Origin of the sequence: Saccharopolyspora sp. NPDC049426, from assembly GCF_040676935.1 — a bacterium.
Classification (GTDB): Bacteria; Actinomycetota; Actinomycetes; order Mycobacteriales; family Pseudonocardiaceae; genus Saccharopolyspora.
In genome coordinates this window covers 266772-288678 of the sequence record NZ_JBFAPZ010000002.1, presented here as the reverse complement: position 1 = coordinate 288678, position 21907 = coordinate 266772, and the positions used below count along the sequence as shown (strand labels likewise).

Here is a 21907-nt window from a genome sequence, read left to right as displayed (position 1 = left end):
GGAGGACGGGAACCGGCGCGCTCCGTAACGTCGAGGACTCGCCGCCGAGCAGCGGACAGCTTGCCGAGGGCAGGCCGCTCGAACCCAGCGCGCCGGAGGACAGCGCCGACGGAGGGAGATCTCGTGCCCGACAAGCAACTGCGCATCCACCGCGCCCGAGCCGAGCGACCGAACCCCCGCCCCACGATGCTGGGCATCGCGGGCGACAGCGCCGCGGGCAAGACCACCCTGACCCGCGGTCTCGTCGAGGCTCTCGGGACCCAGCGCAGCACCTCGATGTGCGTCGACGACTACCACCGGTACGACCGCCGGGAACGCAGGGAACTGCCCTTCACACCGCTGCACCCGGACTGCAACTACGTGGAGATCATGGAGCAGCACCTGCGGCTGCTGGCCACCGGCAGTCCCATCCTCAAGCCCGTCTACGACCACTCCGCCGGTGAGCTGACCCGGCCGGTGCTGGTCGAACCGCACGAGTTCATGCTGGTGGAAGGCCTGCTCCCGCTGCACACGAAGCTGACCCGCGCGTGCTTCGACGTCACCGTCTACCTCGGCCCGCCCGAGAACGTGCGGGCCGCGTGGAAGATCCAGCGCGACACCGCCAAGCGCGGTTACCGGGCCGAGCAGGTCAAGGCCGAGCTGGGCCGCCGCGAACCCGAGTCCGCGCGGTACATCCGGCCGCAGCGAGACCTGGCCGACATCGTCGTCTCGTTCGCCCCGATCGAGGGACGTGACGACCCGCCCGGCACCCCGCTGTCGGCGACGATCCTGATGCGCCCGACGATCCGGCACCCCAACTTCACCGAGATCCTGGCGAAGGCGCCCACCAAGGCCGTGCACCTGGCGCTCAAGCGCGACACCGACGGACGACCGGTCGACGCCCTGCACATCCACGGCCACGCCCCTCCCGAGGAGAGCACGATGGTCGCCAAGGCGATCTGGGAAGGCCTCGACGTGCCCGACCCTCTGCCGGACTGCCTCGGCAGGCTCGACGACGGCAGGCGCAACGAACCGCTGCGGCTCGCCCAGCTGATCCTGCTGCACCACCTCATCCGAGACGGGGGCTGAGAATCTGCCCCCGGACTCCGCGCGCCACTCCTCGTGCGTGCCCGGTTGCCGTGGCCGGACGATTAGCATCGCGCGCATGCTCCTGCGGCAACTGGAATACCTGACGACCCTGGCGCGCGAGAAGCACTTCGCCCGCGCCGCAGAGGCGTGCTACATCTCGCAACCGGCCATGTCCGCAGCGATCCGCAAGCTCGAAGCCGAGCTGCACGTCCAGATCATCCAGCGGGGGAACCGGTTCATCGGCTTCACCCCAGAGGGCGAGCGGATCCTGAAGTGGGCCTACCGCATCCTCGCCGAGCGGGACGCGCTGGTCGAGGACGTCGGGGCGATGCGGGAAGGGCTCAGCGGGCGGCTGCGGATCGGGTGCATCCCGACGGCGCTGTGCGTGGTTCCGATCCTGACCTCGCTGCTGTGCCAGGACCAGCCCCGGGTGCGGGTGCAGGTGAGCTCGATGACCTCGATCGAGATCCAGCGGGGCCTGTCGCAGTACGGGCTCGACGTCGGCGTGACCTACATCGACAACGAGCCGCTGACCGGCGTCCGCACGGTTCCGCTCTACAGCGAGCGCTACCTTCTCCTGGCGGCCGAGGAGGACCTCGACGACGGCGAATCGGCGACCTGGGCGGAGGCCGCCGACCACCCGCTGTGCCTGCTGTCGGAGGACATGCAGAACCGCCGCATCCTCAACTCGGTGTTCGAACAGGCCCAGGCGAAGCCGCAACCGGCGGTGGAGACGAACTCCATCAGCGCGCTCTACGCGCACGTGCGCGAGGGGCCGTGGGCCACCGTGCTGCCCCACTCGTGGCTGCTGCGCTTCGGGGTTCCGGAAGGCATGCGCGCGGTCCCGTTGACGGAGCCGCAGATCAACAAGACGATCGGGCTGGTCCTGCACGACCGCGACCCCGAACCCATCCTCGCGAGGGCGTTCGTCGACACCGCCCGGAGGGTGGACCTGGACGAACTCTTCGACGCCACCACCCCGGCCTGAGCAGGACCTCGTCACCTACCGGAGATGCGGTTGCCTGCGTACTCTTCTCCGATGGGCCAGGTCGAGGAGCCGTTGCGGCTGGTGGTCGTCGACGACCACCAGATGGTGCTCGACGGCCTCAAGGCGATGCTGGAACCGCACTCCGAACGGGTTCGGATCGTCGGCGAGGCGGGCACTCCGGCGCAGGCCGTCACCGAAATCGTGCGGCACGAACCGGATGCCGTGCTGCTCGACATCCGGTTGCGCGGATCCAGCGGTCTGGACCTGTGCGGCGAGATCCTGGGGCACCGACCGGGCTGCAAGGTGGTGTTCCTGACCGTCTACGACGACGAGCAGTACCTCTACCAGGCGTTGCAGCTGGGCGCGTCGGGCTTCCTGCTCAAGAGGGTGCGCGGTTCGGAACTCGTGGGGTACCTGACGCGCATCCACGAGGGCGAGGTGCTCATCGACCCGGCGCTGGCCAGCAGGGTGGCGAAATCGGCGGCGCGGATCCGCAACGGCGAGTTCTGGCCCGGCGCGCACCTGGGCATCACCCAGCGCGAGAGCGACGTGCTGTCGCTGCTGGTGGCGGGCATGTCGAACCGGGCGATCGCGACGAAGCTGTTCATCACCGAGGAGACCGTCAAGACCCACCTGCGGGGGCTGTACCGCAAGCTGGAGGTCGGCGACCGGGCCGGTGCCATCGCGGTCGCGCTGCGCGAAGGGGTGTACCGGTGAAGCGCAGCTCGCTGGGCATGGCCGACGCCGAGCAGGAGGCCCACCTGCTCCTGCGCATCGTCGAGACCATCTCCTCGCGGCTGGACCTGGACGAGATCGTGCAGAACGTCGCGGCGATCATCACCGAGATGACCGCGACCGACGTGTGCTTCGTGCACCTGCTCGACGACGACCGGCAGCGGCTGCGGCTCTGCGGCGCGACCCCGCCGTTCGACCGGATCGCCGGACGGGTGGAGCTGGCGGTCGGCGAGGGCATGGCCGGCTGGGTCGCCGAGCACGGCGTGCCCGCGGTGATCGTGGAGGACAAGCGGGCCGACCCGCGCTACAAGTACATCCCGGAGCTGCACGGCGAGGAGTTCACCTCGATGGTGTCGGTGCCGATCCTGACGCGGCTCGGCCACCTGGTGGGCGTGCTCAACCTGCACAGCAAGCGGCGCCGCGAGTTCGGCGACGACGTCGAGCTGCTGCGCTCCCTGGCCGGCCTGGTCGCAGGCGCCATCGAGAACGCGCGCCTCTACCGGCGGCTGGCCGACCGCGAGGAGGCGCTGGAGCGCTTCACCGAGCGGATGGTGCAGCTGCAGGAGTCGGAGAGCCGGCGGCTCGCGGGCGAGATCCACGACGGCATCAGCCAGCGCATCGTGAGCATGTTCTTCCACCTCTCGGCGGCCCGCGACCTGGTCGGCAACGACGCCGCGCGGGCCGAGCAGCAGATCGCCACCGCGCAGGACCTGGCCGGGGCGGCGCTGGACGAGACCCGCTACGCGATCGCGGGCCTGCGCCCTCCGGTGCTCGACGACCTGGGGTTGACGGCGAGCCTGCAGAGCCTCGCGCGCGGGATCGCCGACCTGCACGTCCACGTCGACGCCGGGGTCTGCGACGTCCCGGAGTTCCTGGAGAGCGCCCTCTACCGCAGCGCCCAGGAGGCGTTGCAGAACGTCCAGAAGCACGCGCAGGCCGGTACCGCGGTGATCCGGCTGAGCACGACGCCCGCCGGGGTGGTGCTGGAGGTCAGCGACGACGGCGTGGGGTTCGACCCGGCGACGCTGCGCGCGACCTCCGGCCCGACTGGCCACGGCCTGCCCGGCCTGCGCGAACGCGCGCGCCTGCTCGGCGGCACGCTCGACGTGCGCAGCACCCCGGGCTCAGGCACCACCCTCACGCTGACCGTCCCGCCCCACCAGGATTCGGCCTAGGGCTCTTGGGCAGGAATTGCGTTGCTTGGCGGTGCCAGTAGCAGAACCTGCGGCGGTGCAGGCTGAGTCCCACACCTGAAATAGCGGCCTTCGCCGCGTTCTCAAAATTTCCTAGGGCTTGAAGTCCACGGGTTCGAGGCGGACGAGATCGTCCAGGCCGCAGTCGTCGCGGGTGTCCACGATGCGGCTCGCGTGCCGCAACCTGGCTCGTTCCAACATGTTCCGGACCGTCCTGGCGTTGGCGAAGCGGGGTTGGGCCCGCTGCTCGTCGAGCATTTCCCGCAGTACCTCGACCGCTTCTCCGCCGAGCCGGTAACCGTCCTGTTCGGACATCAGCTCGGCGATGGATCTCAGCTCGTCGAGGTCGTAGTCGCCGAACTCGACGTGGTGGGCCACTCGCGAGCTCATGCCCGGGTTCGAGCGGAAGAACTCCGCCATCCGGTCGCCGTAGCCGGCCAGGATCACCACGACGTCCTCGCGCTGGTTCTCCATGACCTGCAGCAGGATCTCGATGGACTCCTGGCCGTAGTCGCGTTCGTTCTCGGCGCGGTAGAGGTAGTAGGCCTCGTCGATGAACAGCACTCCGCCCATCGCCCGCTTGAGCACCTCCTTGGTCTTCGGCGCGGTGTGGCCCACGTACTGGCCGACGAGGTCGTCGCGGGTGACGGCGACCAGGTGTCCGCGTTCGAGGTAGCCGATGCGGTGCAGCAGACCGGCCATCCGCATCGCCACGGTCGTCTTGCCGGTGCCGGGGTTGCCGGTGAAGCACATGTGCAGGTTCGGGCGCGTCGAGCTCACCCCGAACCGCTGCCGCACGCGATCCACCAGCAGCAGCGACGCCACCTCGCGGATGCGGGTCTTGACCTCGTGCAGGCCCACCAGCTCCGCGTCCAGCGAGGCCATCAGCTCGTCGATGCCCGCCGCGTCCCGCTCCGCCGCGAGATCCACGCGTTCGGTTCGCGCGAGGGCGGTTTCCCCTGCCTCCGTCTCGGTTTCGCCGGGCCGCATGCCGAAACCCGGCCTCGTCGCGGTGCTCACGACGAGTACCGCTCGCCCTTCGGGCGGTCCAGCGCGTAGGCGTGGGTGCTGTAGCGCAGCCGCCGGTCCGCCGCCTCCTGCCGGTCGAGCCGGAATCCCGGCTCCTCGGAGGGGCGGTTGACCAGGAACGTCAGCGCCGTGGTCTGCCTGCCCAGCGAGGCGTCGTAGGCGTTGACCCGGATGTAGTGCTGCGGGTACGCCCGACGGCACTCGTTGACCTCGTAGAGCACGCCGGCCGCGTCGACCAGGTCGAACATCGGCAGACCCCACATGTCCCAGTAGTTGTTGCGGGGGTGCGGGTCGTCGGTGAACTCCACCGACAGCGGCCATCCGTTGTCCAGCGCGTACTGCGCCTGCGCCCGGATCTCGTGGTCGGTGAGCTCCGGGAGGTAGGAGAAGGTTCCCTGGGTGATGCGCATGTCCGGTCTCCTCACACCAGCGTCGGGGTGTCGATGACGTCCGGGGTGTCGGTGGAGTCGTAGTCGAAGCTCACGTCACCCCACAGGGCCAGCGCGGTGTCGAGCTCGCGGCTGTGCCGGGCCGCCTTGCGCAGGATGTCCGGTCCCTCGGCGAGGAAGTCCCGGCCCTCGTTGCGCGCCTTGATCATCGCCTCCAGCGCGACCCGGTTGGCGGTGGCGCCCGCGGCGATGCCCATCGGGTGCCCGATCGTGCCGCCGCCGAACTGCAGCACCACGTCCTCGCCCAGGTGATCGAGCAGCTGGTGCATCTGGCCCGCGTGGATGCCGCCGGAGGCGACGGGCATGACGCCCGGCATCGACGCCCAGTCCTGCTCGAAGTACAGGCCCTTGGCCGGGTCCGGGTCGGCCTTGTTGACCCGCAGCACGTCGTAGAACCCGGCGACCGAGTTCGGGTCTCCTTCGAGCTTGCCGACCACCGTTCCGGCGTGGATGTGGTCGACCCCGGCCAGCCGCATCCACTTGGCGATGACCCGGAAGCTCACGCCGTGGTTCTTCTGCCGCGTGTAGGTGGAGTGCCCGGCTCGGTGCAGGTGCAGCAGGACGCCGTTGGCCCGAGCCCACTTGGCCATCGACTGGATCGCGGTGTAGCCGACCGTCAGGTCGATCATCACCACGACGCTGCCGAGCTCCTTGGCGAACTCCGCCCGCTCGTACATGTCCTCCATCGTCGCAGCGGTGACGTTGAGGTAATGGCCCTTGATCTCACCGGTTTCGGCCTGGGCGCGGTGGACGCCCTCCATGCAGAACAGGAACCGGTCCCGCCAGCGCATGAACGGCTGGGAGTTGATGTTCTCGTCGTCCTTGGTGAAGTCGAGACCACCCCGCAACGCCTCGAACACCACCCGCCCGTAGTTGCGCGCGGACAACCCCAGCTTGGGCTTCACGGTCGCGCCCAGCAGCGGGCGCCCGTACTTGTTCAGGTACTCGCGCTCCATCACGATGCCGTGCGCGGGTCCCTGGAAGGTCTTGGCGTAGTGCGGCGGGATCCGCATGTCCTCCAGCCGCAGCGCTTTGAGCGCCTTGAACCCGAAGACGTTGCCGATGATCGACGACGTCAGGTTCGCGATCGAGCCCTCCTCGAACAGGTCGAGGTCGTAGGCGATGTAGGCGATGTGCTGTCCGGGCTGCCCGGGAACCGGATCGACCCGGTAGCACTTGCCCTGGTAGTGCTCGTAGGTCGTGAGCCGGTCGGTCCACACCACGGTCCAGGTCGCCGTCGACGACTCCCCCGCCACCGCGGCACCGGCCTCCTCCGGCGGCACCCCGTCCTGCGGGGTCACCCGGAACGCGGCGAGCACGTCACTGGGTTTGGGCTCGTAGTCGGGCTGCCAGTACCCCATCTCGGCGTAGGGGATGACCCCTGCGCCCCAACGCTCGTTCTCGGCTGCCATGCGTCCTCCCCGGATGAGTGGATGCGTTTGACGATGGCGGCCGATTGAGCAACTGTCTATCAAGAATCCCGCCGCGATTCTCAAGTGAATGGTTGATGATGACGCTCACGCAGCTGCGCACGTTCCTGGCCGTCGCCGACACCGGCTCGGTGCACGCCGCCGCTCGCCAGATGTTCGTGACCCAGTCGGCGGTGTCGGCCGCGCTGAACGCGCTGCAGAAGTCCCTCGGCCTGCAGCTGCTGGAACGCGACGGGCGGGGCCTGCGGCTGACCCGCGCGGGCGAGGTCTACGCCGACCACGCCCGCACCGCCCTGGGCCTCCTCGACCAGGCCCGCTCCGCCGCCGCGGCGGAAACCGACCCGGAACGCGGGGAACTCCGCATCGCCGCCTTGACCACCGCCGGCGAGCAGATCCTGCCCGGTGTGCTGGCGAGCTTCCGCGAGAAGCACCCGCACGTGGGCGTCCGGCTGGAGGTCGGCAACCGGGAGCACGTCCGCCGGCTGCTGGAGCGGCACGAGGTCGATCTGGTCCTAGGCGGACGACCCGAACCCGGCCGCGAGGTCGAGGTCCTCGCCACCCGCCCGCACGAACTCATCGTCGTCGCCGGCACACCCGGCCCGGGGACCCCCGCCTGGCTGTCGGCTCAGACGTGGCTGCTGCGCGAACCCGGTTCGGGCACGAGGGCGATCACGGAATCCTTCCTCGCCCAGCTGGAACTGGACCCACCGCCCCGGACCCTCACCCTCGGCTCCAACACGGCGGTCATCGAATCAGCCGTCTCCGGCCTGGGCATCACGCTCGTCTCCAAGGACGCGGTGACCCGCCACCTCGCCGAAGGACACCTCACCGAGATCCCCACCGAAGCAACACCCCTGCTGCGGGACTGGCACCTCACCACCAACCCGGGCCCCCAACCCCCCACGACAACCCTCTTCACGAACCACCTGACAACGACAGCCCACTTCCGAACCCCCTGACGGGATCGGGTGAGTCGGAGCGGTCGGGGGTTACTCGCTCAGGCGCAGCAGGACCTTGCTGCTGCCCGTGGTTCGGTCGGCGGCGACCGCGAGGGCTTCTGCCGCTCGGGTCAGGGGATAGGTGTGGGTGATGAGCGGGGTGATGTCGAGACCTCCGGCCAGGGCGGTGAGGGCGTCGGTGATCTCGTCCGCGAAGCGGTAGGAGCCGATCCAGGTGATCTCGCGGGTCACCAGGTCGCCGAGCGCCGCCGGAGCGGGCTCGCCGGGGAGGTTGCCGACCTGGACCACGGTTCCGCCGCGTGCGGTCGCGCGCAGCACAGGGCCGATGGCGGTCGGCGCGCCGGAGGCTTCGAAGGCGATGTCGACGTCCTCCGGCAGCGATTGCGTTGACAGATCGCGGGTTTCGTCCGCCCCCATGCGCTTGGCGATCTCCAGCGAGGAGGCGGCGAGGTCCGCGGCGACCACGGCGGACGCGCCCCGGTGCTTCGCGGCGGCGACCACGAGCGCGCCGATCGGCCCGGCACCGTTGACCAGAACCGTTCTGCCGCGCAGGGATCCGGCGCGGTTCACCGCGTGCAGAGCGACGCCGAGCGGCTCGGCGAGCGCGCCCTGCTGCGTGGACACCCCGTCCGGCAACAGGCGCAGCTGACCCACCGGGACCGTCCGGTACTCGCTGAACCCGCCGTCGGTGTGCGGGTCGAACGCCGCCGAACCGAAGTAGCGGACGTGCGGGTGCAGGTTGCTGCGCCCCTCCGGGTACGCGTGCTCGCCGACCAGCTCGGCCGGGTGCGCGGTCGCCGCCTGGCCGACCTCCACGCCGGAAACCCCGGGCCCGAGAGCCGCCACCCGTCCGGCGACCTCGTGGCCGAGGATCATCGGGTTGCGCAGGACGGCCGTGCCGGTGCCGCCGTGGCGCCAGTAGGAGATGTCGGATCCGCAGATCCCGCCCCACTCCAGCGCCAGCAGCACCTCGCCCTCACCGGGAACCGGGTCCGGGACCTCGTCGACGCGGACGTCGCGGCTTCCGTGAACGACAACGGCTTTCACAGGGCGTCCTCCAGTCGGACGAGGTCGCGGCCACGCGTCTCGGGTGACACCCAGGCCGAGACCAGCGTGATCAGCGAGTAGACGATGAGCATCGCGGCGATGGGCCACCAGTGCTGCGTCCACGCGGTCAGGCTCGCCGCCATGACCGGCCCGATCGCGGTGGCCAGGGTGCCGCCGATCTCCTTGGCCACGGCCAGCTGGGTGAACCGGGTGCGCGATCCGAACAGCTCGGCCATCGTGACGCTCTCCACCGCGAACAGGCCGAGCACGCCGATGTTGAGGCCGAGGACCATCGCGATGGTCAGCATCACCGTGCTCCCGCTGGCGATGGTGGCCATCATCGGCACCGCGATGATCGCGGTCAGCAGGCTCAGCGCGAGGTAGACGGGGCGGCGGCCGAAGCGGTCGCCGAGCAGTCCCACCACCGGGATCGTGGCGAACCCCAGCAGCGAACCGTAGACGATGGCGTTGGTGGGCACCGATCGGCTCACCGCCAGCGAGGAGGCGATGTAGCCGACGAGGAAGGTCTGCACGAGACCGGAGTTGCCCGCCTGGCCGAAGCGCAGCCCGAGCGAGAGCAGGAACGCCCTGCCCTTGCGCTGCTTGAGCCCGGACTCGATGGCGCCCTCGGCCTTCGGCTCGACCTCGTCGCGCTCCTCGAAGACCGGGCTCTCCTTGAGGTTCGACCGCATCCACACGCCGAACAGCAGCAGCACGAAGCTCAGCAGGAACGGGATCCGCCAACCCCAGGCGATGACCTGCTCCTCCGAGAGCACCACCAGCAGCAACGCCCACAGTCCGGAGGCCGCCAGCGTGCCCGAGTTGGTTCCCAGCGACACCAGCGAGGAGATCAGGCCGCGGCGCTTGACCGGCGCGTACTCGACGAGCATCACCGTCGCCCCCGCGATCTCGGCGCCCGCGCCGAAGCCCTGGACCAGCCGCAACGCCACCAGCAGGATCGGTGCCGCGATGCCGATCGTCTGGTACGGCGGCAGGACGCCGATGAGCGTGGTGGACGCGCCCATGATCGTGATGGTCAGGAACAGGACCTTCTTGCGGCCGATCCGGTCGCCCATCCGCCCGAAGTAGAAGGCTCCGACGAGCCGCGCGACGTAGCCGACACCGTAGGTGGCCATCGCCGCGATCAGCCCGATCGCGGGGCTGACGTCGGGGAAGAAGATCTTGTTGAACACGATGGCCGCCGCCAGCGAGTACAGCTGGAAGTCCATGAACTCCATCGCGGTACCCAGCCAACCCGACACGGCGGCCTTGCTCAGCTCGCGAGTAGAACGTCTCACGCCACCCGCCGTCTGGGTGCTGTCCGTCATCGTGCGCTCCTTTGCTCCACGCCGCCTACTGATGTGGCAGTGCTGGTATACAAGCACTGACCGATCAGCCGGGTCAAGCCTCGTCTAGTCTGAACCCGTGCCCGAATCCAGGAAGCGCTCCAACCGCCGAGTCATCTACGAGACGCTGCGGCGCAAGGTGCTGACCCTGGAGCTCAAGCCCGGCGCGGCGCTGTCGGAGAAAGACCTTGCCGCGGACCTGGGCGTGAGCCGCACACCGGTGCGCGAGGGGCTGATCCTGCTCGCCGAAGAGGGCCTGGTGCAGGTGTTCCCGCAGATCGGCTCGTTCGTCTCCCGCGTCGACCCGCAGCGGGTCGCCGACGCCCAGTTCCTGCGCGAAGCCGTCGAGCTCACGGCCCTGGAGGACATGCCGGCCGACCTCGACGCCGAGCTGCTGGCCGAGCTGGACGACAACCTCGCCCGCCAGCGCTCACCCGAGATCGACGTCGAGGAGTTCTTCGCCCTCGACGAGGAGTTCCACCGCGGACTGCTGCGCCTGTCCGGCCACGACCGCGCCTGGCCCACGGTCGTCTCGGCCAAGGGCCACCTCGACCGCGCCCGACGCCTCGGCCTCGAATCGAGCCCGCCGCAGGTCTACGCCGACCAGCACGTCGACATCCTCGACGCCATCCGAGCCCACGACCTGGACCGCGCCCGCGCCACCATGCGCGCCCACCTCCGCGCGGTCTTCGCCGACATCGAGCACCTCCGAGACCGCAAACCCGACCTCTTCGCCTCAGAAGACGACGCCACCCCAGTCCGCAAGAGCGTCATCGTCTGGCAGTGACCGGCGTCAGGACTTCGCCCAGGTTTCGGCTTCTGACGGGCTGAGCGCTCCGTCGGTGATGAGGACTCGCAGGTTTCGGGTCAGTGATTCGCCGGGGTCGAGCCGGACCGGGTCGGCCGCGGCGAGTTGGAGGCCGACTCCTGGGTAGTCGTCGACGCGCACGAACCACGGGTCGTCCGCGGCGGCGAACACGAGGGTGAAGTCCCGGTCCGTCCAGGCCAGCCACGGTGTCGTCGATCCGTGCGTTGTCTGCTCGCCCTCCCCCTGCGCGGTGAACACGCGGGGCGCGACCGCGGGAGGCAGGCGCCAGAACAGGCCGCCATAGCCGGCTCCGGTGCGGCCCTGGGTCGCCGGGCTGCCCAGCGCAACGGGACGGGTGGTGGCGTTGGTCAGGGTCGTGGTCACGTCGAGTCGCCAACCACGGACCGCCGGGTCGGCGCGCACCCGGCGGGATTCCCGGAGCAGCGTCTCGGCAAGCGTGCACCAGCTCAACGACTCGTCGAATCCAGCTTCCGACCAGGTCAGCGCGGTGCTCTCGATGCGTCCTCGGTCGTCGAGGTCCACGTAGCCCGCGTCGCGGACGTAGGTGGGACCGCCCCAGAAGTTCCAGCCGTCCACATCCTGCAGCGCCACCGAGAACCCGAGGTGCCACGGGTGGTCCGCCGGGCAAGTGTCAGTGACGACCCGCCCGGCGAGGGTGCGGATCGGGTGCAGGTGCGGACGCGGCCCCAGCCGAGCGGGCAGCTCCGCACCGGAGCGGCGCTCGGCGACGACGACATCGCCGATTCGGATCACTTCAGCCACGGCACATCCATTTCGGACAACAACGTCAATGAATCACCCGACCACACAACGGCTTCCGACACGCCCGGGATCACCCGCAAGCCGCGGGAGGAGTCGTAGGAGCACGGGACCTCGCGCGGATCGGGCGCCAGCCGAACCGCTTCGAGGATCCGCATGAACGGTCGGGCCGCCTCGGGAGGGACCAGCAGCGGTTCGCCGCGGCGGGTGTGGGCGACGAGGTTCGCAAGCAGGTCGGTCGTCGCGTGCTCGGTGATCTCCACCCGGTCCGGCGTTTCCAGCCGGACCCGGTTCTCCCGGTACTCCAGCACGATCCGGCCCCTCGAGCCGTGGATCACCAGGTACGGCTCAACTTCCCGATCCGCGCAGAGCGTCACGGCCACCGTGATCGGCGTGCCGCGCGCGGTCACCAGCCGGAGGCACGAGGTGTCGTCGGCCTCGATCGGGTTCGCCCGGTACAGCTCCACCGACAGCTCGCGCGGCACCTCGTCCGCCGAAACCCCGTCGATGGCCAGGGCGTTGGCGATCGCGTGCGCGAAGGGGTTGGTCAGCGCGCCGTCGACCACCGCCACGCCGTCCAGCGTGCGGCGCCCGGCCCAGCGGGCACGACCGTAGTAGCCGGCGTCGCGCTGCCAGGCGCCCGCAGCGCCGACCCCGCGCAGCTCCCCGATCGCCCCATCGGCCAGCAACGCCCGCGCGCGGGACAGCGCGTGCGAACCGAGGCTCTGGAACCCGATCTGGCACGCGCGATCCGTGGTCGCCAGCGAGGCCACGAGCTCGTCGAACTCCGCGAGCGTCGGCATCGGCGGTTTCTCCAGCAGAACGTGCGAACCCGCCCTCGCCGCGGTCAGCGCCAACGCGGAATGGGTGTGGATCGGGGTGCACACGATCGTCACGTCCGGTCGCGTCTTCTCCAGCAGCGCGGGCAGTTCCGGCTCGACCGGCACACCGAGGTCGACCTCCGGAGGGCGGGGATCGCAGATGCCGACCAACTCGACGTCGGGCATCCTCTCGACGTTGCGCAGGTGCCATTGCCCGTGCCCGTGCACCCCGGCCAGCACGACCGTCGTCGCAGCGCTCATCTTTCCCTCGCAAGTCCTCGGCTCCAGCGCATGGTAACCACGCGGAAAGCGCCTTCCAATAGGCCGCCGAGTGGTTGACACCGCCCGGCGAGCGCTGTTCGATGGAAAGCGCTTACCGGCTGATCGGGACAACGGAGTACCGAGGGAGCACAAGTGGCAACACGCATGAGCGGAAAGCAAGCGAGCGACTCCCGGAGCAGATCGCGCCAGGCCGCCGCCAGCGGATGGATCGGCAGCGCGCTCGAGTACTACGACTGGTTCGTCTACGCCCAAGCCGCCGCGCTGATCTTCCCGAGCATCTTCTTCCCCGGCGGAAACCCCACCGTGGCACTGGTTTCCTCGCTGGGGACCTACGCGGTCGGCTACGTCGCGCGGCCCATCGGCGCGATCCTGTTCGGGCACTACGGCGACCGGCACGGGCGGAAGAACGTGCTGGTCCTGGCGATGCTGCTGATGGGCTTGTCGACCTTCGCCGTCGCCCTGCTCCCGACCTACCACCAGGTGGGCCTGTGGGCTCCGGTCCTGCTGGTCCTGCTGCGGTTCGCGCAGGGCTTCGCCGTCGCCGGCGAGCTCAGCGGCGCGAGCGCGATGATCGCCGAGCACGCGCCGTTCGGCAGGCGCGGCTACTACACCAGCTTCAGCCTGCACGGAACGCAGGCGGGCCAGATCATCGCCGCGGCCGTGTTCCTCCCGCTGTCGGCGGTGCTGTCGGACCAGGCGTTCGACTCCTGGGGCTGGCGAATCCCGTTCCTGCTCAGCGCGGTGGTGGTCTTCGCCGGTTACGTGATCCGCCGCCGGGTCGAGGAGACCGAGGTCTTCACCAAGGCCGAGAACGCGCCCGTGCGGGCGCCGTTCGTGCAGGTCATGCGTGAGAGCGGCACCGACGTGCTGCGAGCGATCTGCATGACGCTGGTCAACGTGATCGGCGTGGTGGTGTCGGTGTTCGGCGCGGCCTACGCGACGCAGTCCGGCTACGGCATCGAGATGAGCAAATCCGTCTACCTGTGGATCCCGGTGGTGGCGAACCTGGTCGCGCTGCCGTTCATCCCGTGGTTCGCGAGCCTGTCGGACCGCTTCGGCCGCCGGCCGCTGATGATCGTCGGTGCGCTCGGTTCGGGTGTGCTGTCCTTCGCCTACCTGTGGTCGGTCAGCCGCGGTGACGTGGTGCTGACCATCGTGCTGGCGATCCTGACCTGGGGGATCTTCTACCAGATCTGCAACGCCACCTTCGCCGCCTACTACCAGGAGCTGTTCCCGGCGCGGACCCGCGTCACCGGGTTCGCCATCGCGCAGAACGTCGGCCTGACCATCACCGCGTTCCTGCCCAGCATCTTCACCCTCGCCGCTCCCCCGGGGTCGGCGAACGTCCCGCTGGTGGTCGGCGGGCTGTGCCTGGGCATCAACGTCATCGCCGCGTTCGCCGCGTGGTCGGCGCGGGAGACCCACCGGGTGCCGCTGCAGGTGTTGGGCGAGAAGGACGCGGTGCCGGTGCCGCGCGAGGAGTTCGACCGGCTGCGCTCCGAGGCCCGCTGATGGCCGAACGGTATCCTGGGGAAACGCATTCCCCCCAGGAACAAGGAGCGTCGTGGCGGCACGAGCAGCGACCCTCACCGACGTCGCCAAGGAGGCGGGCGTCTCCCTCGCGACGGCCTCGCGCGCTCTCAACGGCAGCGACCGGGTGGTCCGAGCCGAGCTGCACGACCGCGTGCTGCGGGCCGCCACCCGGCTCGGCTACTCGCCGAACGCCCAGGCGCAGTCCATGGCTCGGGGTTCCACCGACCTGCTCGGGCTGCTGGTCAACGACATCTCCGACCCCTACTTCTCGACCATCGCCGCTGGTCTGGCCGGCGCGGCCGAGGAGCAGGGCCTGCTGGTGATGCTGTGCAGCACGGCCGGCAGGCCCGAGCGGGAGCTCGAACTGCTCGGGGCGCTGCGGCGGCAGCGCGGGCGCGCGATCGTGCTGGCCGGAAGCCGCACCAACGACCGCTCCCACCTGCGGGAACTGGCCGCCCAGCTCGATCCGTTCGTGGCATCGGGCGGTCGCGTGGTGGCAATCAGCGAACCGAAGCTGCAGGTCGACACCGTGGTGGTGGAGAACCGCCGCGGCGCGCAGGACCTGGCGGCCGAGATCGCCGCGCTCGGCTACCGCAGGCCGGCGATCCTGACCGGCCCGGACCACCTGCTGGTCTCCCGCGATCGGCGGGACGGGTTCACCGCGGGCTGGCCCTCGGGCGAGCCGGTCGTGGTGGCCGACGAGTTCAGCCGCGACGGTGGTTTCCGCGCGATGCACCGGCTGCTGGACTTCGGCGGCGAGGTCGACTGCGTCTTCGCGATCAACGACCTGATGGCGATGGGCGCGATGGCAGCCTGCCGCGAGCGCGGCGTGGACGTACCGCGGGACCTGGCGGTGGCCGGGTTCGACGACATCTCGACGCTGCGCGACGTCACCCCGGCGCTGACCACGGTCCGCCTGCCGCTGACCGACATGGGGCGCGAGGCGCTGGACCTCGTGCTCGCCTCCCCCACCGCGAAACCGCGTCGCCGCAAGGTCCGCGGCGAGGTCATCGTCCGCGAGAGCACTCCGCGGCGCTGACACCCTCTTGCGTCCTGCTCCTGCTTCCGCCTACGGTTTCGGTAAGCGCTTTCCAAACAGAGGGGGTTCGGCATGGCCGAGCGACGGTTGGGCGTCATCATGAACGGCGTCACCGGGCGGATGGGATACCGGCAGCACCTGGTCCGGTCGGTTCTGGCCATCCGGGAGCAGGGCGGGGTCGAGCTCTCCGACGGCACCCGGGTGGTGCCGGACCCGATCCTCGTGGGTCGCAACGAGGAGAAGCTCCAGGAGATCGCCAAGAACCACGACATCGACCGCTGGAGCACCGATCTCGACTCCGCGCTGGCCGGGCCTGACGAGCTGTACTTCGACGCCCAGCTGACCTCGGTCCGCGAGCCCGCCATCACCCGCGCGCTCGAGGCCGGGAAGCACGTCTACACCGAGAAGCCGGTCGCCGACGACGTCGAGGGCGCGCTGCGGCTGGCCCGCCTGGCGCGGGAAGCTGGCGTGAAAACCGGTGTCGTGCACGACAAGCTGTACCTCCCGGGGCTGCTCAAGCTGCGCCGGCTGGTCGAATCCGGTTTCTTCGGCCGGGTCCTTTCGGTGCGCGGCGAGTTCGGCTACTGGGTGTTCGAGGGCGACGTCCAGACCGCGCAGCGGCCGAGCTGGAACTACCGCGCCGAGGAGGGCGGCGGCATCGCCACCGACATGTTCCCGCACTGGAACTACGTGCTGGAGAACCTCTTCGGCCGGGTCGAAGCCGTGACGGCGAAGGTCGTCACGCACGTCCCCCAGCGCTGGGACGAGCGCGGCGAGTCCTACGCGGCGACCGCCGATGACGCCGCGTACGGGATCTTCGAGCTCGCGGGCGGGGTGATCGCGCAGATCAACTCGTCGTGGACCACGCGGGTGCACCGCGACGAGCTGGTGGAGTTCCACGTCGACGGCACGCACGGCAGCGCGGTCGCGGGACTGCACCGGTGCGTGGCGCAGCACCGGGCGCACACGCCCAAACCGGTGTGGAACCCGGACCTGGTGGAGGCCACGCCGTTCCGGCAGCAGTGGTCGCCGGTGCCCGACAACCAGGAGTTCGACAACGGCTTCAAGGCCCAGTGGGAGCAGTTCCTGCGGCACCTGTGCGACGACGGCGACCACCCCTACGACTTCCTCGCGGGCGCGCGCGGGGTGCGGTTGGCCGAGGCCGGGCTGACGTCCTCCCGCGAGGGCCGTCGCGTCGAGCTGGGCGAGGTGGCACCGTGAGCCTGCTGCTCCCCCGCTCCGACGGCCGGATGGTCGCGCACACCACGGGCGCGCCGCGCGAGTGGCCGAAGCCCGAGGGCCCGCTGCGGTCGCGCTCGGCGTTCGCGGCGGCGCACGTGGTTCCGCGAGTCCTCGGCGAGAACGTGCCGAGCGCGCCCGCCGACATCGACTGGGACGCGACGCTGTCCTACCGGCACCGGATCTGGTCCTACGGGCTCGGTGTCGCCGAGGCGATGGACACCGCGCAGCGCGGCATGGGGGTCGGCTGGCGGGAAGCAGCCGAGCTGGTGCGCCGTTCGGCGGCCGAGGCCCGTTCGGTCGGCGGGGTGATCGCGGCAGGCGCGGGCACCGACCACCTCAGCGGGACCCCGACGCTGCCGGAGGTGCTCGCCGCCTACCGGGAGCAGGCGGAGGTCGTGGCGGGTGCGGGCGCGCGGGTGATCCTGATGGCCTCGCGCGCGCTGGCGGCGGTGGCCCGCTCCCCCGAGGACTACGCGTGGGTCTACGGGTCGCTGCTGGACGAGGCAGACGATCCGGTGATCCTGCACTGGCTGGGGCCGATGTTCGACCCGGCGCTGCGCGGCTACTGGGGCACCGACGACGTGCCGGCGGCGACGAAGGCGTTCCTGGAGATCATCCGCGCCCGGCCGGAGAAGGTCGACGGGGTGAAGGTCTCGCTGCTGGACGCCGATCACGAGATCGCGCTGCGGCGGGAGCTGCCCGAGGGCGTGCGGCTCTACACCGGGGACGACTTCAACTACCCGGATCTCATCGTCGGTTCGCGCGGGGAGTTCTCCGACGCGCTGCTGGGGATCTTCGCCGCCATCCACCCGGCCGCCTCCGCGGCGATCCAGGCGCTGGACCGCGATGATCCGGCGACCGCGCAGTCCATCTTGGACAGCACGAGGGACCTGGGCCGGCACGTCTTCGAGGCGCCGACCTTCCACTACAAGACCGGTATCGCGTTCCTGTCGTGGCTCAACGGCCACCAGCCCGGGTTCACGATGGCGGGCGGGTTGCACGCGGGCCGATCGGTGCCGCACCTGGCCGAGGTGTTCCGGCTCGCCGACCGGGCGGGGCTGCTGGTCGATCCGCAGGCGGCCGAAGAGCGGATGCGCGGGTTCCTCGTGGTGAGCGGAGTGCAGCGGTGAACGATCTGACCAGGTTGTCGTTGAACATCGCGACGACGAAGCGGTGGACGCTGCGGGAGGCGGTCGACGGTGCCGTCCGCGCGGGCATCCCGTCGGTGGGCCTGTGGCGCGACCGGGTCGCCGAGGAGGGGTTGACCGAGTCGGCCAGACTCGTGCGCGGTGCGGGGTTGCGGGTGTCGAGCCTGTGCCGGGGAGGTTTCCTCACCGCCGCCGACGAGGACGGCGCGCGAGCGGCCCTGGCCGACAACCGGGCGGCGATCGTGGAGGCCGCCGCGCTCGGCACGGACGCGTTGATCCTGGTCGTGGGCGGCCTTCCGGAGGGCGACCGGGAACTGGCGGGCGCCCGCGCGCGGGTGGCCGAGCGGATCGCGGACCTGGTCCCGTTCGCCCGCGAGCACGGCGTCCGGCTGGTGCTGGAACCGCTGCACCCGATGTACTGCGCCGACCGCGCGGTCATCTCCACCCTGGCCCAGGCCCTGGACCTCGCCGCACCGCACCCGGCGGAGCAGGTGGCGGTCGTCGTCGACACCTTCCACGTCCACTGGGACCCGGCGCTGGCCGAGGGCATCGCCCGCGCCGGCCGCGAGAACCGCATCGCCTCCTACCAGGTCTGCGACTTCAACCTCCCGATCGCCCGGGACGCCCTGCTGTCCCGGGGCATGATGGGCGACGGAGTCGTCGACTTCGCCTCGATCACCAGGATGATCAGCGCCGCCGGGTACACCGGTGACGTCGAGGTGGAGATCTTCAACGCCGAGGTCTGGGACTCGCCCGGCGACCAGGTCCTCTCCACCATGATCACCCGCTACGGCGACCTCGTCCTCCCGCATCTGACCTGATGTCCACTGGATCCGATCACCCCACGTCACGCTTTTGTTCTGACATTAGCACCTGTCAACCCAGGTCATCGGCCTTTCTTCGTCCACAGTGGACGACTGTCGCGGAACCGGTTCGCGCGAACGGCTCTTGACATCGTTGTGAGGCAGCGCACAGCATTGGTCCGCACCAGCGCGTCCCCCTAGACGAATCGAGGCCCTCGCCGAGATGAAGATCGGAGTAGCCGGGGTCGGTCGAATCGGCTCCATGCACGCCACGAATCTCGCCGCGCTCGACGAAATCGACCAACTGCTGATCTTCGACCCGGCACCGGGCAGGGCCGAGGCCGCCGCCACCGACCTCGGCCCGCCCGCCGCAGCGGTGACCACTGTGGACGAACTCCTCTCGGCCGACGGGATCCTGATCGCCACCCCGACCGGCACGCACCCCGACCTGGTGCGCGCGGCGCTCGCCGCCGGAACACCCGTCCTGTGCGAAAAGCCGCTGGCATCAGACATTTCCACGATGTCGGCGCTGGTCACCGAGATCGAGAGCTCCGGCGTCCCGGTGCTGGTCGGGTTCCAGCGCCGCTTCGACCCCGACACCGCCGAGGTGCACCGGCGGCTGCGCGACGGATCGGCCGGGGCGGTGTACCTGGTGCGCGCGGTCTGCAACGATCACCTGCCGCCGCCGAGGGAGTTCGTCGCCACCTCGGGCGGGTTGTTCCGGGACTGCCTGATCCACGATCTCGACGCGGTTCCGTGGTTGCTCGGCGAACCGGTCACCGAGGTCTACGCCTCCGGATCGGTGCTGGTCGACGAGGCGTTCCGGGAGGTGGGCGACGTGGACAACGCGGTGGTGTCGCTGCGCTTCGCCGGTGGCGCGCACGCGCTGCTCTCCGCAGCCCGGCACGACCCGGTGGGCTACGACTGCCGCCTGGAGGTCTTCGCCTCGCGCGACACGCTCAGCGTCGGACTCGACGAGCGCACCCCGCTCAACACCGTCTCGGGCACCGGTCCGCAGCGGCCGTGGACGTCCTTCACCGAGCGCTACCACGACGCCTACCTGCGGGAGACCCGCGTGTTCCTCGACGTCATCGCCGGTCGGGCCGAGAACCCGTCACCTCCGAGGGAGGCGCTGGTCAGCCTGCGCCTGGCGGAGGCGTGCGAGGAGTCGCTGCGCGTCGGCAAGCCGGTGGAGGTGGGCGCATGACGTTCAAGGTCGCGGCCGCGCCGATCTCCTGGGGCGTGAGCGAAGTCCCCGGCTGGGGCCGGATTCTCGAACCCCAGCGGGTCCTCTCCGAGATGGCCGGGCTGGGGGTGCACGCCACCGAGCTCGGACCGCCCGGCTACCTGCCGGATCCGCCGACCATCATCGGCAGGAACGGGCTGGAGCTGGTCGGCGGCTTCCTCGCCGTCCCGCTGCACGACGCGTCCGCGGCCGAGGGCAGCGTCGCCGAAGCGGCCGCGACGGCGAAGAAGATCGCCGCCGGTGGCGGCGAGATCGTGGTGCTCGCCGCGGCCACCGGGCTCGACGGTTACGACGAACGACCGCCGCTCGACGACGCGCGGTGGGCGACGCTCATCGACACCTGCCGCCGCATCACCGAGGTCGTCACCGCCGAGGGACTGCGGGTCGCGATGCACCCGCACGTCGGCACGCACGTGGAGACCGAAGCCGAGGTCGAGCGCTTCCTCGCCGACTCGCCGATGCCGCTGTGCCTGGACACCGGACACCTGCTGGTCGGCGGGACGGACCCGGTCGCGCTGGCCGAGCGGCATCCCGCGCGCATCGGGCACATCCACCTCAAGGACGTCCGAGCCGACCTGGCCGCCGAGGTCCGCGCCGGGCGCGTGGGTTTCGCCGACGCCGTCGCGCGCGGCCTGTTCGTGCCGCTCGGCGACGGTGACGTGGACACCGAGGCGATGGTCCGCTCGGTGCACGCGGCCGGCTACCACGGCTGGTACGTGCTGGAGCAGGACACCGCGCTGGGGCCGGATTCCGACGACTGCGGCCCCCGGCGCGACACCGCGCGCAGCCTGGTCCACCTGGACGAGGTGTTCTCCCGGCTCCGATGAGGCCGATGAACCCGCACCGCAGATCCGCGACGAGGCGGTGGCTGCCGGTGCTCCTGATCCCCACCTTGGCGCTGGTCGGGTGCACCGGCCCCCAGGCGTCCGGCCCACTGCCGGGCAACGGTTCTCGCAGGCGGGCGAGCACGAGCTCCTGTGCGTGATCCACCAGGCCAGGGTCGAATCCGACTGACCCTGGCCAACCCCACCCCAACCCGATACCCTACCAAGCACTTGCTTGTCCCCAACTTCCACTGAAGTCAGGTGTGGGGTTTCCACTGAAATCCGGGGGTGGTCGAGGTGAGGAGGCGAAGTTGGCGACGTTGCCGCTGTTCCGGCTCGATGGCCGGGTCGCGCTGGTGTCCGGGGCCGGGCGCGGGATCGGGGCCGCCACGGCGTTGGCGCTGGCCGAAGCCGGCGCGGACGTGGCGGTCCTGTCGCGCACGCCCGACCAGATCGAGGCGGTGGCCCAGCAGATCCACGAGCTGGGGCGACGCGCGGTGGCGATCCCCACCGACGCCGGGGACGCCGACGCCGTGGCGGGTGCGGTGACCCGGGTCGCCGAGGAGCTGGGCCGCATCGACGTCGTGGTGAGCGTGACCGGCGGGTCGATGCCCCGGCCGTTCGCCAACACCCACGACGAGGCGCTGCGGAAGTCCTTCGAGAACAACGTCGTGCACGGGGTTCGCCTGGTGCGCGAGGCCGTTCCGCACCTGGTCAAGTCGGACGCGGCGAGCGTGGTGATGGTCTCCAGCAGCACCGGGCACCTCGTCGGGCGCGGCTACCTCGCCTACGGCGCGGCCAAGGCGTCGCTCGATCACGCGGTGCGGATGATGGCCGCGGACCTCAACCCGCGCATCCGCGTCAACGCCGTCGCCCCCGGCGCGATCCTCACCGAGGCGCTGGAGGTCGTGGCCGCCGACCCGGAGATGAAGGCGACGCTGGAGGGCCACACCCCGCTGCGCCGGATCGGCGCTCCGGAGGACATCGCCGCGGCGATCCTCTACCTCTCCTCCCCCGCCTCCTCCTACGTCACCGGCCAGGTCCTGGCGGTGGACGGCGGGCTGGTCGCGCCGAACATGCCGCTGCCGATCCCGGACGTCGAGGCCTGAGGCGGTGTGGGTCCGAGTCCGGACCAGA

Annotated in this window: 21 protein-coding genes; 14 read left to right on the top strand and 7 right to left on the bottom strand. The window is 70.5% G+C overall.

From position 1 onward, the window contains the following. The first annotated feature begins 123 nt into the window (after positions 1-123). From AB0J78_RS04495 to AB0J78_RS04480, 4 genes are all read left to right on the top strand, one after another. Positions 124-1068 carry a phosphoribulokinase gene (locus AB0J78_RS04495; protein ID WP_363786893.1) on the top strand — a complete coding sequence of 315 codons (945 nt, stop codon included), beginning with the start codon at positions 124-126 and terminating at the stop codon, positions 1066-1068. Between the two features lie 76 nt (positions 1069-1144). Next, entirely contained in the window at positions 1145-2056 is a 912-nt protein-coding gene (locus AB0J78_RS04490; RefSeq protein WP_363786891.1) for a LysR family transcriptional regulator, read from the top strand. A gap of 51 nt (positions 2057-2107) precedes the next feature. Further along, positions 2108-2773 carry a response regulator transcription factor gene (locus tag AB0J78_RS04485; protein WP_363786888.1) on the top strand — a complete coding sequence of 222 codons (666 nt, stop codon included), beginning with the start codon at positions 2108-2110 and terminating at the stop codon, positions 2771-2773. Continuing rightward, positions 2770-3966, top strand: coding sequence for a GAF domain-containing sensor histidine kinase (locus AB0J78_RS04480; protein WP_363786886.1), 1197 nt, complete (start codon positions 2770-2772; stop codon positions 3964-3966). Before AB0J78_RS04485 ends, AB0J78_RS04480 begins: the two co-directional genes overlap by 4 nt. A gap of 111 nt (positions 3967-4077) precedes the next feature. Here the strand turns inward: AB0J78_RS04480 and AB0J78_RS04475 are convergent, their stop codons facing one another. From AB0J78_RS04475 to AB0J78_RS04465, 3 genes are read right to left on the bottom strand one after another with little or no spacing between them, the layout of a single operon-like run. Continuing rightward, entirely contained in the window at positions 4078-5004 is a 927-nt protein-coding gene (locus tag AB0J78_RS04475) for an AAA family ATPase (RefSeq protein ID WP_363786884.1), read from the bottom strand. Beyond that, positions 5001-5423, bottom strand: a complete 423-nt coding sequence (locus AB0J78_RS04470; RefSeq protein WP_363786882.1) for a ribulose bisphosphate carboxylase small subunit — start codon at positions 5421-5423, stop codon at positions 5001-5003. Before AB0J78_RS04470 ends, AB0J78_RS04475 begins: the two co-directional genes overlap by 4 nt. Positions 5424-5434: 11 nt before the next feature. Then, the gene (locus AB0J78_RS04465; RefSeq protein ID WP_363786880.1) at positions 5435-6874 is read right to left on the bottom strand and encodes a form I ribulose bisphosphate carboxylase large subunit; all 1440 of its coding nucleotides are present in this window, start codon (positions 6872-6874) and stop codon (positions 5435-5437) included. 98 nt (positions 6875-6972) lie between these two features. Here AB0J78_RS04465 and AB0J78_RS04460 point away from each other — a divergent pair, with 98 nt between their 5' ends. Further along, positions 6973-7851, top strand: coding sequence for a LysR family transcriptional regulator (locus AB0J78_RS04460; protein WP_363786878.1), 879 nt, complete (start codon positions 6973-6975; stop codon positions 7849-7851). A gap of 30 nt (positions 7852-7881) precedes the next feature. Here AB0J78_RS04460 and AB0J78_RS04455 read toward each other — a convergent pair whose 3' ends face one another. Then, complete coding sequence (locus AB0J78_RS04455) at positions 7882-8898, bottom strand: L-idonate 5-dehydrogenase (protein ID WP_363786876.1); 1017 nt, start codon at positions 8896-8898, stop codon at positions 7882-7884. After that, on the bottom strand, positions 8895-10226 hold the full coding sequence (locus AB0J78_RS04450) for an MFS transporter (protein WP_363786874.1): 1332 nt from the start codon (positions 10224-10226) through the stop codon (positions 8895-8897). Before AB0J78_RS04450 ends, AB0J78_RS04455 begins: the two co-directional genes overlap by 4 nt. Positions 10227-10323: 97 nt before the next feature. Between AB0J78_RS04450 and AB0J78_RS04445 the strand changes: the two genes are divergently transcribed. Continuing rightward, positions 10324-11031, top strand: a complete 708-nt coding sequence (locus AB0J78_RS04445; RefSeq protein WP_363786872.1) for a GntR family transcriptional regulator — start codon at positions 10324-10326, stop codon at positions 11029-11031. A gap of 6 nt (positions 11032-11037) precedes the next feature. Here the strand turns inward: AB0J78_RS04445 and AB0J78_RS04440 are convergent, their stop codons facing one another. Both AB0J78_RS04440 and AB0J78_RS04435 read right to left on the bottom strand, forming a co-directional pair. Then, the gene (locus AB0J78_RS04440; RefSeq protein WP_363786870.1) at positions 11038-11835 is read right to left on the bottom strand and encodes a PmoA family protein; all 798 of its coding nucleotides are present in this window, start codon (positions 11833-11835) and stop codon (positions 11038-11040) included. Then, on the bottom strand, positions 11823-12914 hold the full coding sequence (locus AB0J78_RS04435) for a Gfo/Idh/MocA family oxidoreductase (RefSeq protein ID WP_363786868.1): 1092 nt from the start codon (positions 12912-12914) through the stop codon (positions 11823-11825). Before AB0J78_RS04435 ends, AB0J78_RS04440 begins: the two co-directional genes overlap by 13 nt. A 165-nt stretch (positions 12915-13079) precedes the next feature. Between AB0J78_RS04435 and AB0J78_RS04430 the strand changes: the two genes are divergently transcribed. The 8 genes from AB0J78_RS04430 (at position 13080) to AB0J78_RS04395 (ending at position 21879) form a co-directional block, all read left to right on the top strand. Further along, positions 13080-14447, top strand: a complete 1368-nt coding sequence (locus tag AB0J78_RS04430) for an MFS transporter (RefSeq protein ID WP_363786866.1) — start codon at positions 13080-13082, stop codon at positions 14445-14447. 52 nt (positions 14448-14499) lie between these two features. Then, positions 14500-15507: a LacI family DNA-binding transcriptional regulator gene (locus AB0J78_RS04425; RefSeq protein WP_363786864.1), complete on the top strand. Its 1008-nt coding sequence runs from the start codon at positions 14500-14502 to the stop codon at positions 15505-15507. Positions 15508-15579: 72 nt separating this feature from the next. After that, positions 15580-16728: a Gfo/Idh/MocA family oxidoreductase gene (locus AB0J78_RS04420; protein WP_363786862.1), complete on the top strand. Its 1149-nt coding sequence runs from the start codon at positions 15580-15582 to the stop codon at positions 16726-16728. After that, a complete protein-coding gene (locus AB0J78_RS04415; protein WP_363786860.1) occupies positions 16725-17879 on the top strand; it encodes a dihydrodipicolinate synthase family protein in 1155 nt (384 codons plus the stop codon). The genes AB0J78_RS04420 and AB0J78_RS04415 overlap by 4 nt, the downstream gene beginning before the upstream one ends. A 5-nt stretch (positions 17880-17884) precedes the next feature. After that, positions 17885-18718 (top strand): sugar phosphate isomerase/epimerase family protein, encoded by an 834-nt coding sequence (locus tag AB0J78_RS04410; RefSeq protein WP_363787540.1) that lies wholly within the window; start codon positions 17885-17887, stop codon positions 18716-18718. Between the two features lie 205 nt (positions 18719-18923). Then, positions 18924-19907: a Gfo/Idh/MocA family oxidoreductase gene (locus AB0J78_RS04405; protein WP_363786858.1), complete on the top strand. Its 984-nt coding sequence runs from the start codon at positions 18924-18926 to the stop codon at positions 19905-19907. After that, a complete protein-coding gene (locus AB0J78_RS04400; RefSeq protein WP_363786856.1) occupies positions 19904-20773 on the top strand; it encodes a TIM barrel protein in 870 nt (289 codons plus the stop codon). Before AB0J78_RS04405 ends, AB0J78_RS04400 begins: the two co-directional genes overlap by 4 nt. Positions 20774-21081: 308 nt before the next feature. Then, positions 21082-21879 carry an SDR family oxidoreductase gene (locus tag AB0J78_RS04395; RefSeq protein ID WP_363786854.1) on the top strand — a complete coding sequence of 266 codons (798 nt, stop codon included), beginning with the start codon at positions 21082-21084 and terminating at the stop codon, positions 21877-21879. The last annotated feature ends 28 nt before the right edge of the window (positions 21880-21907 follow it).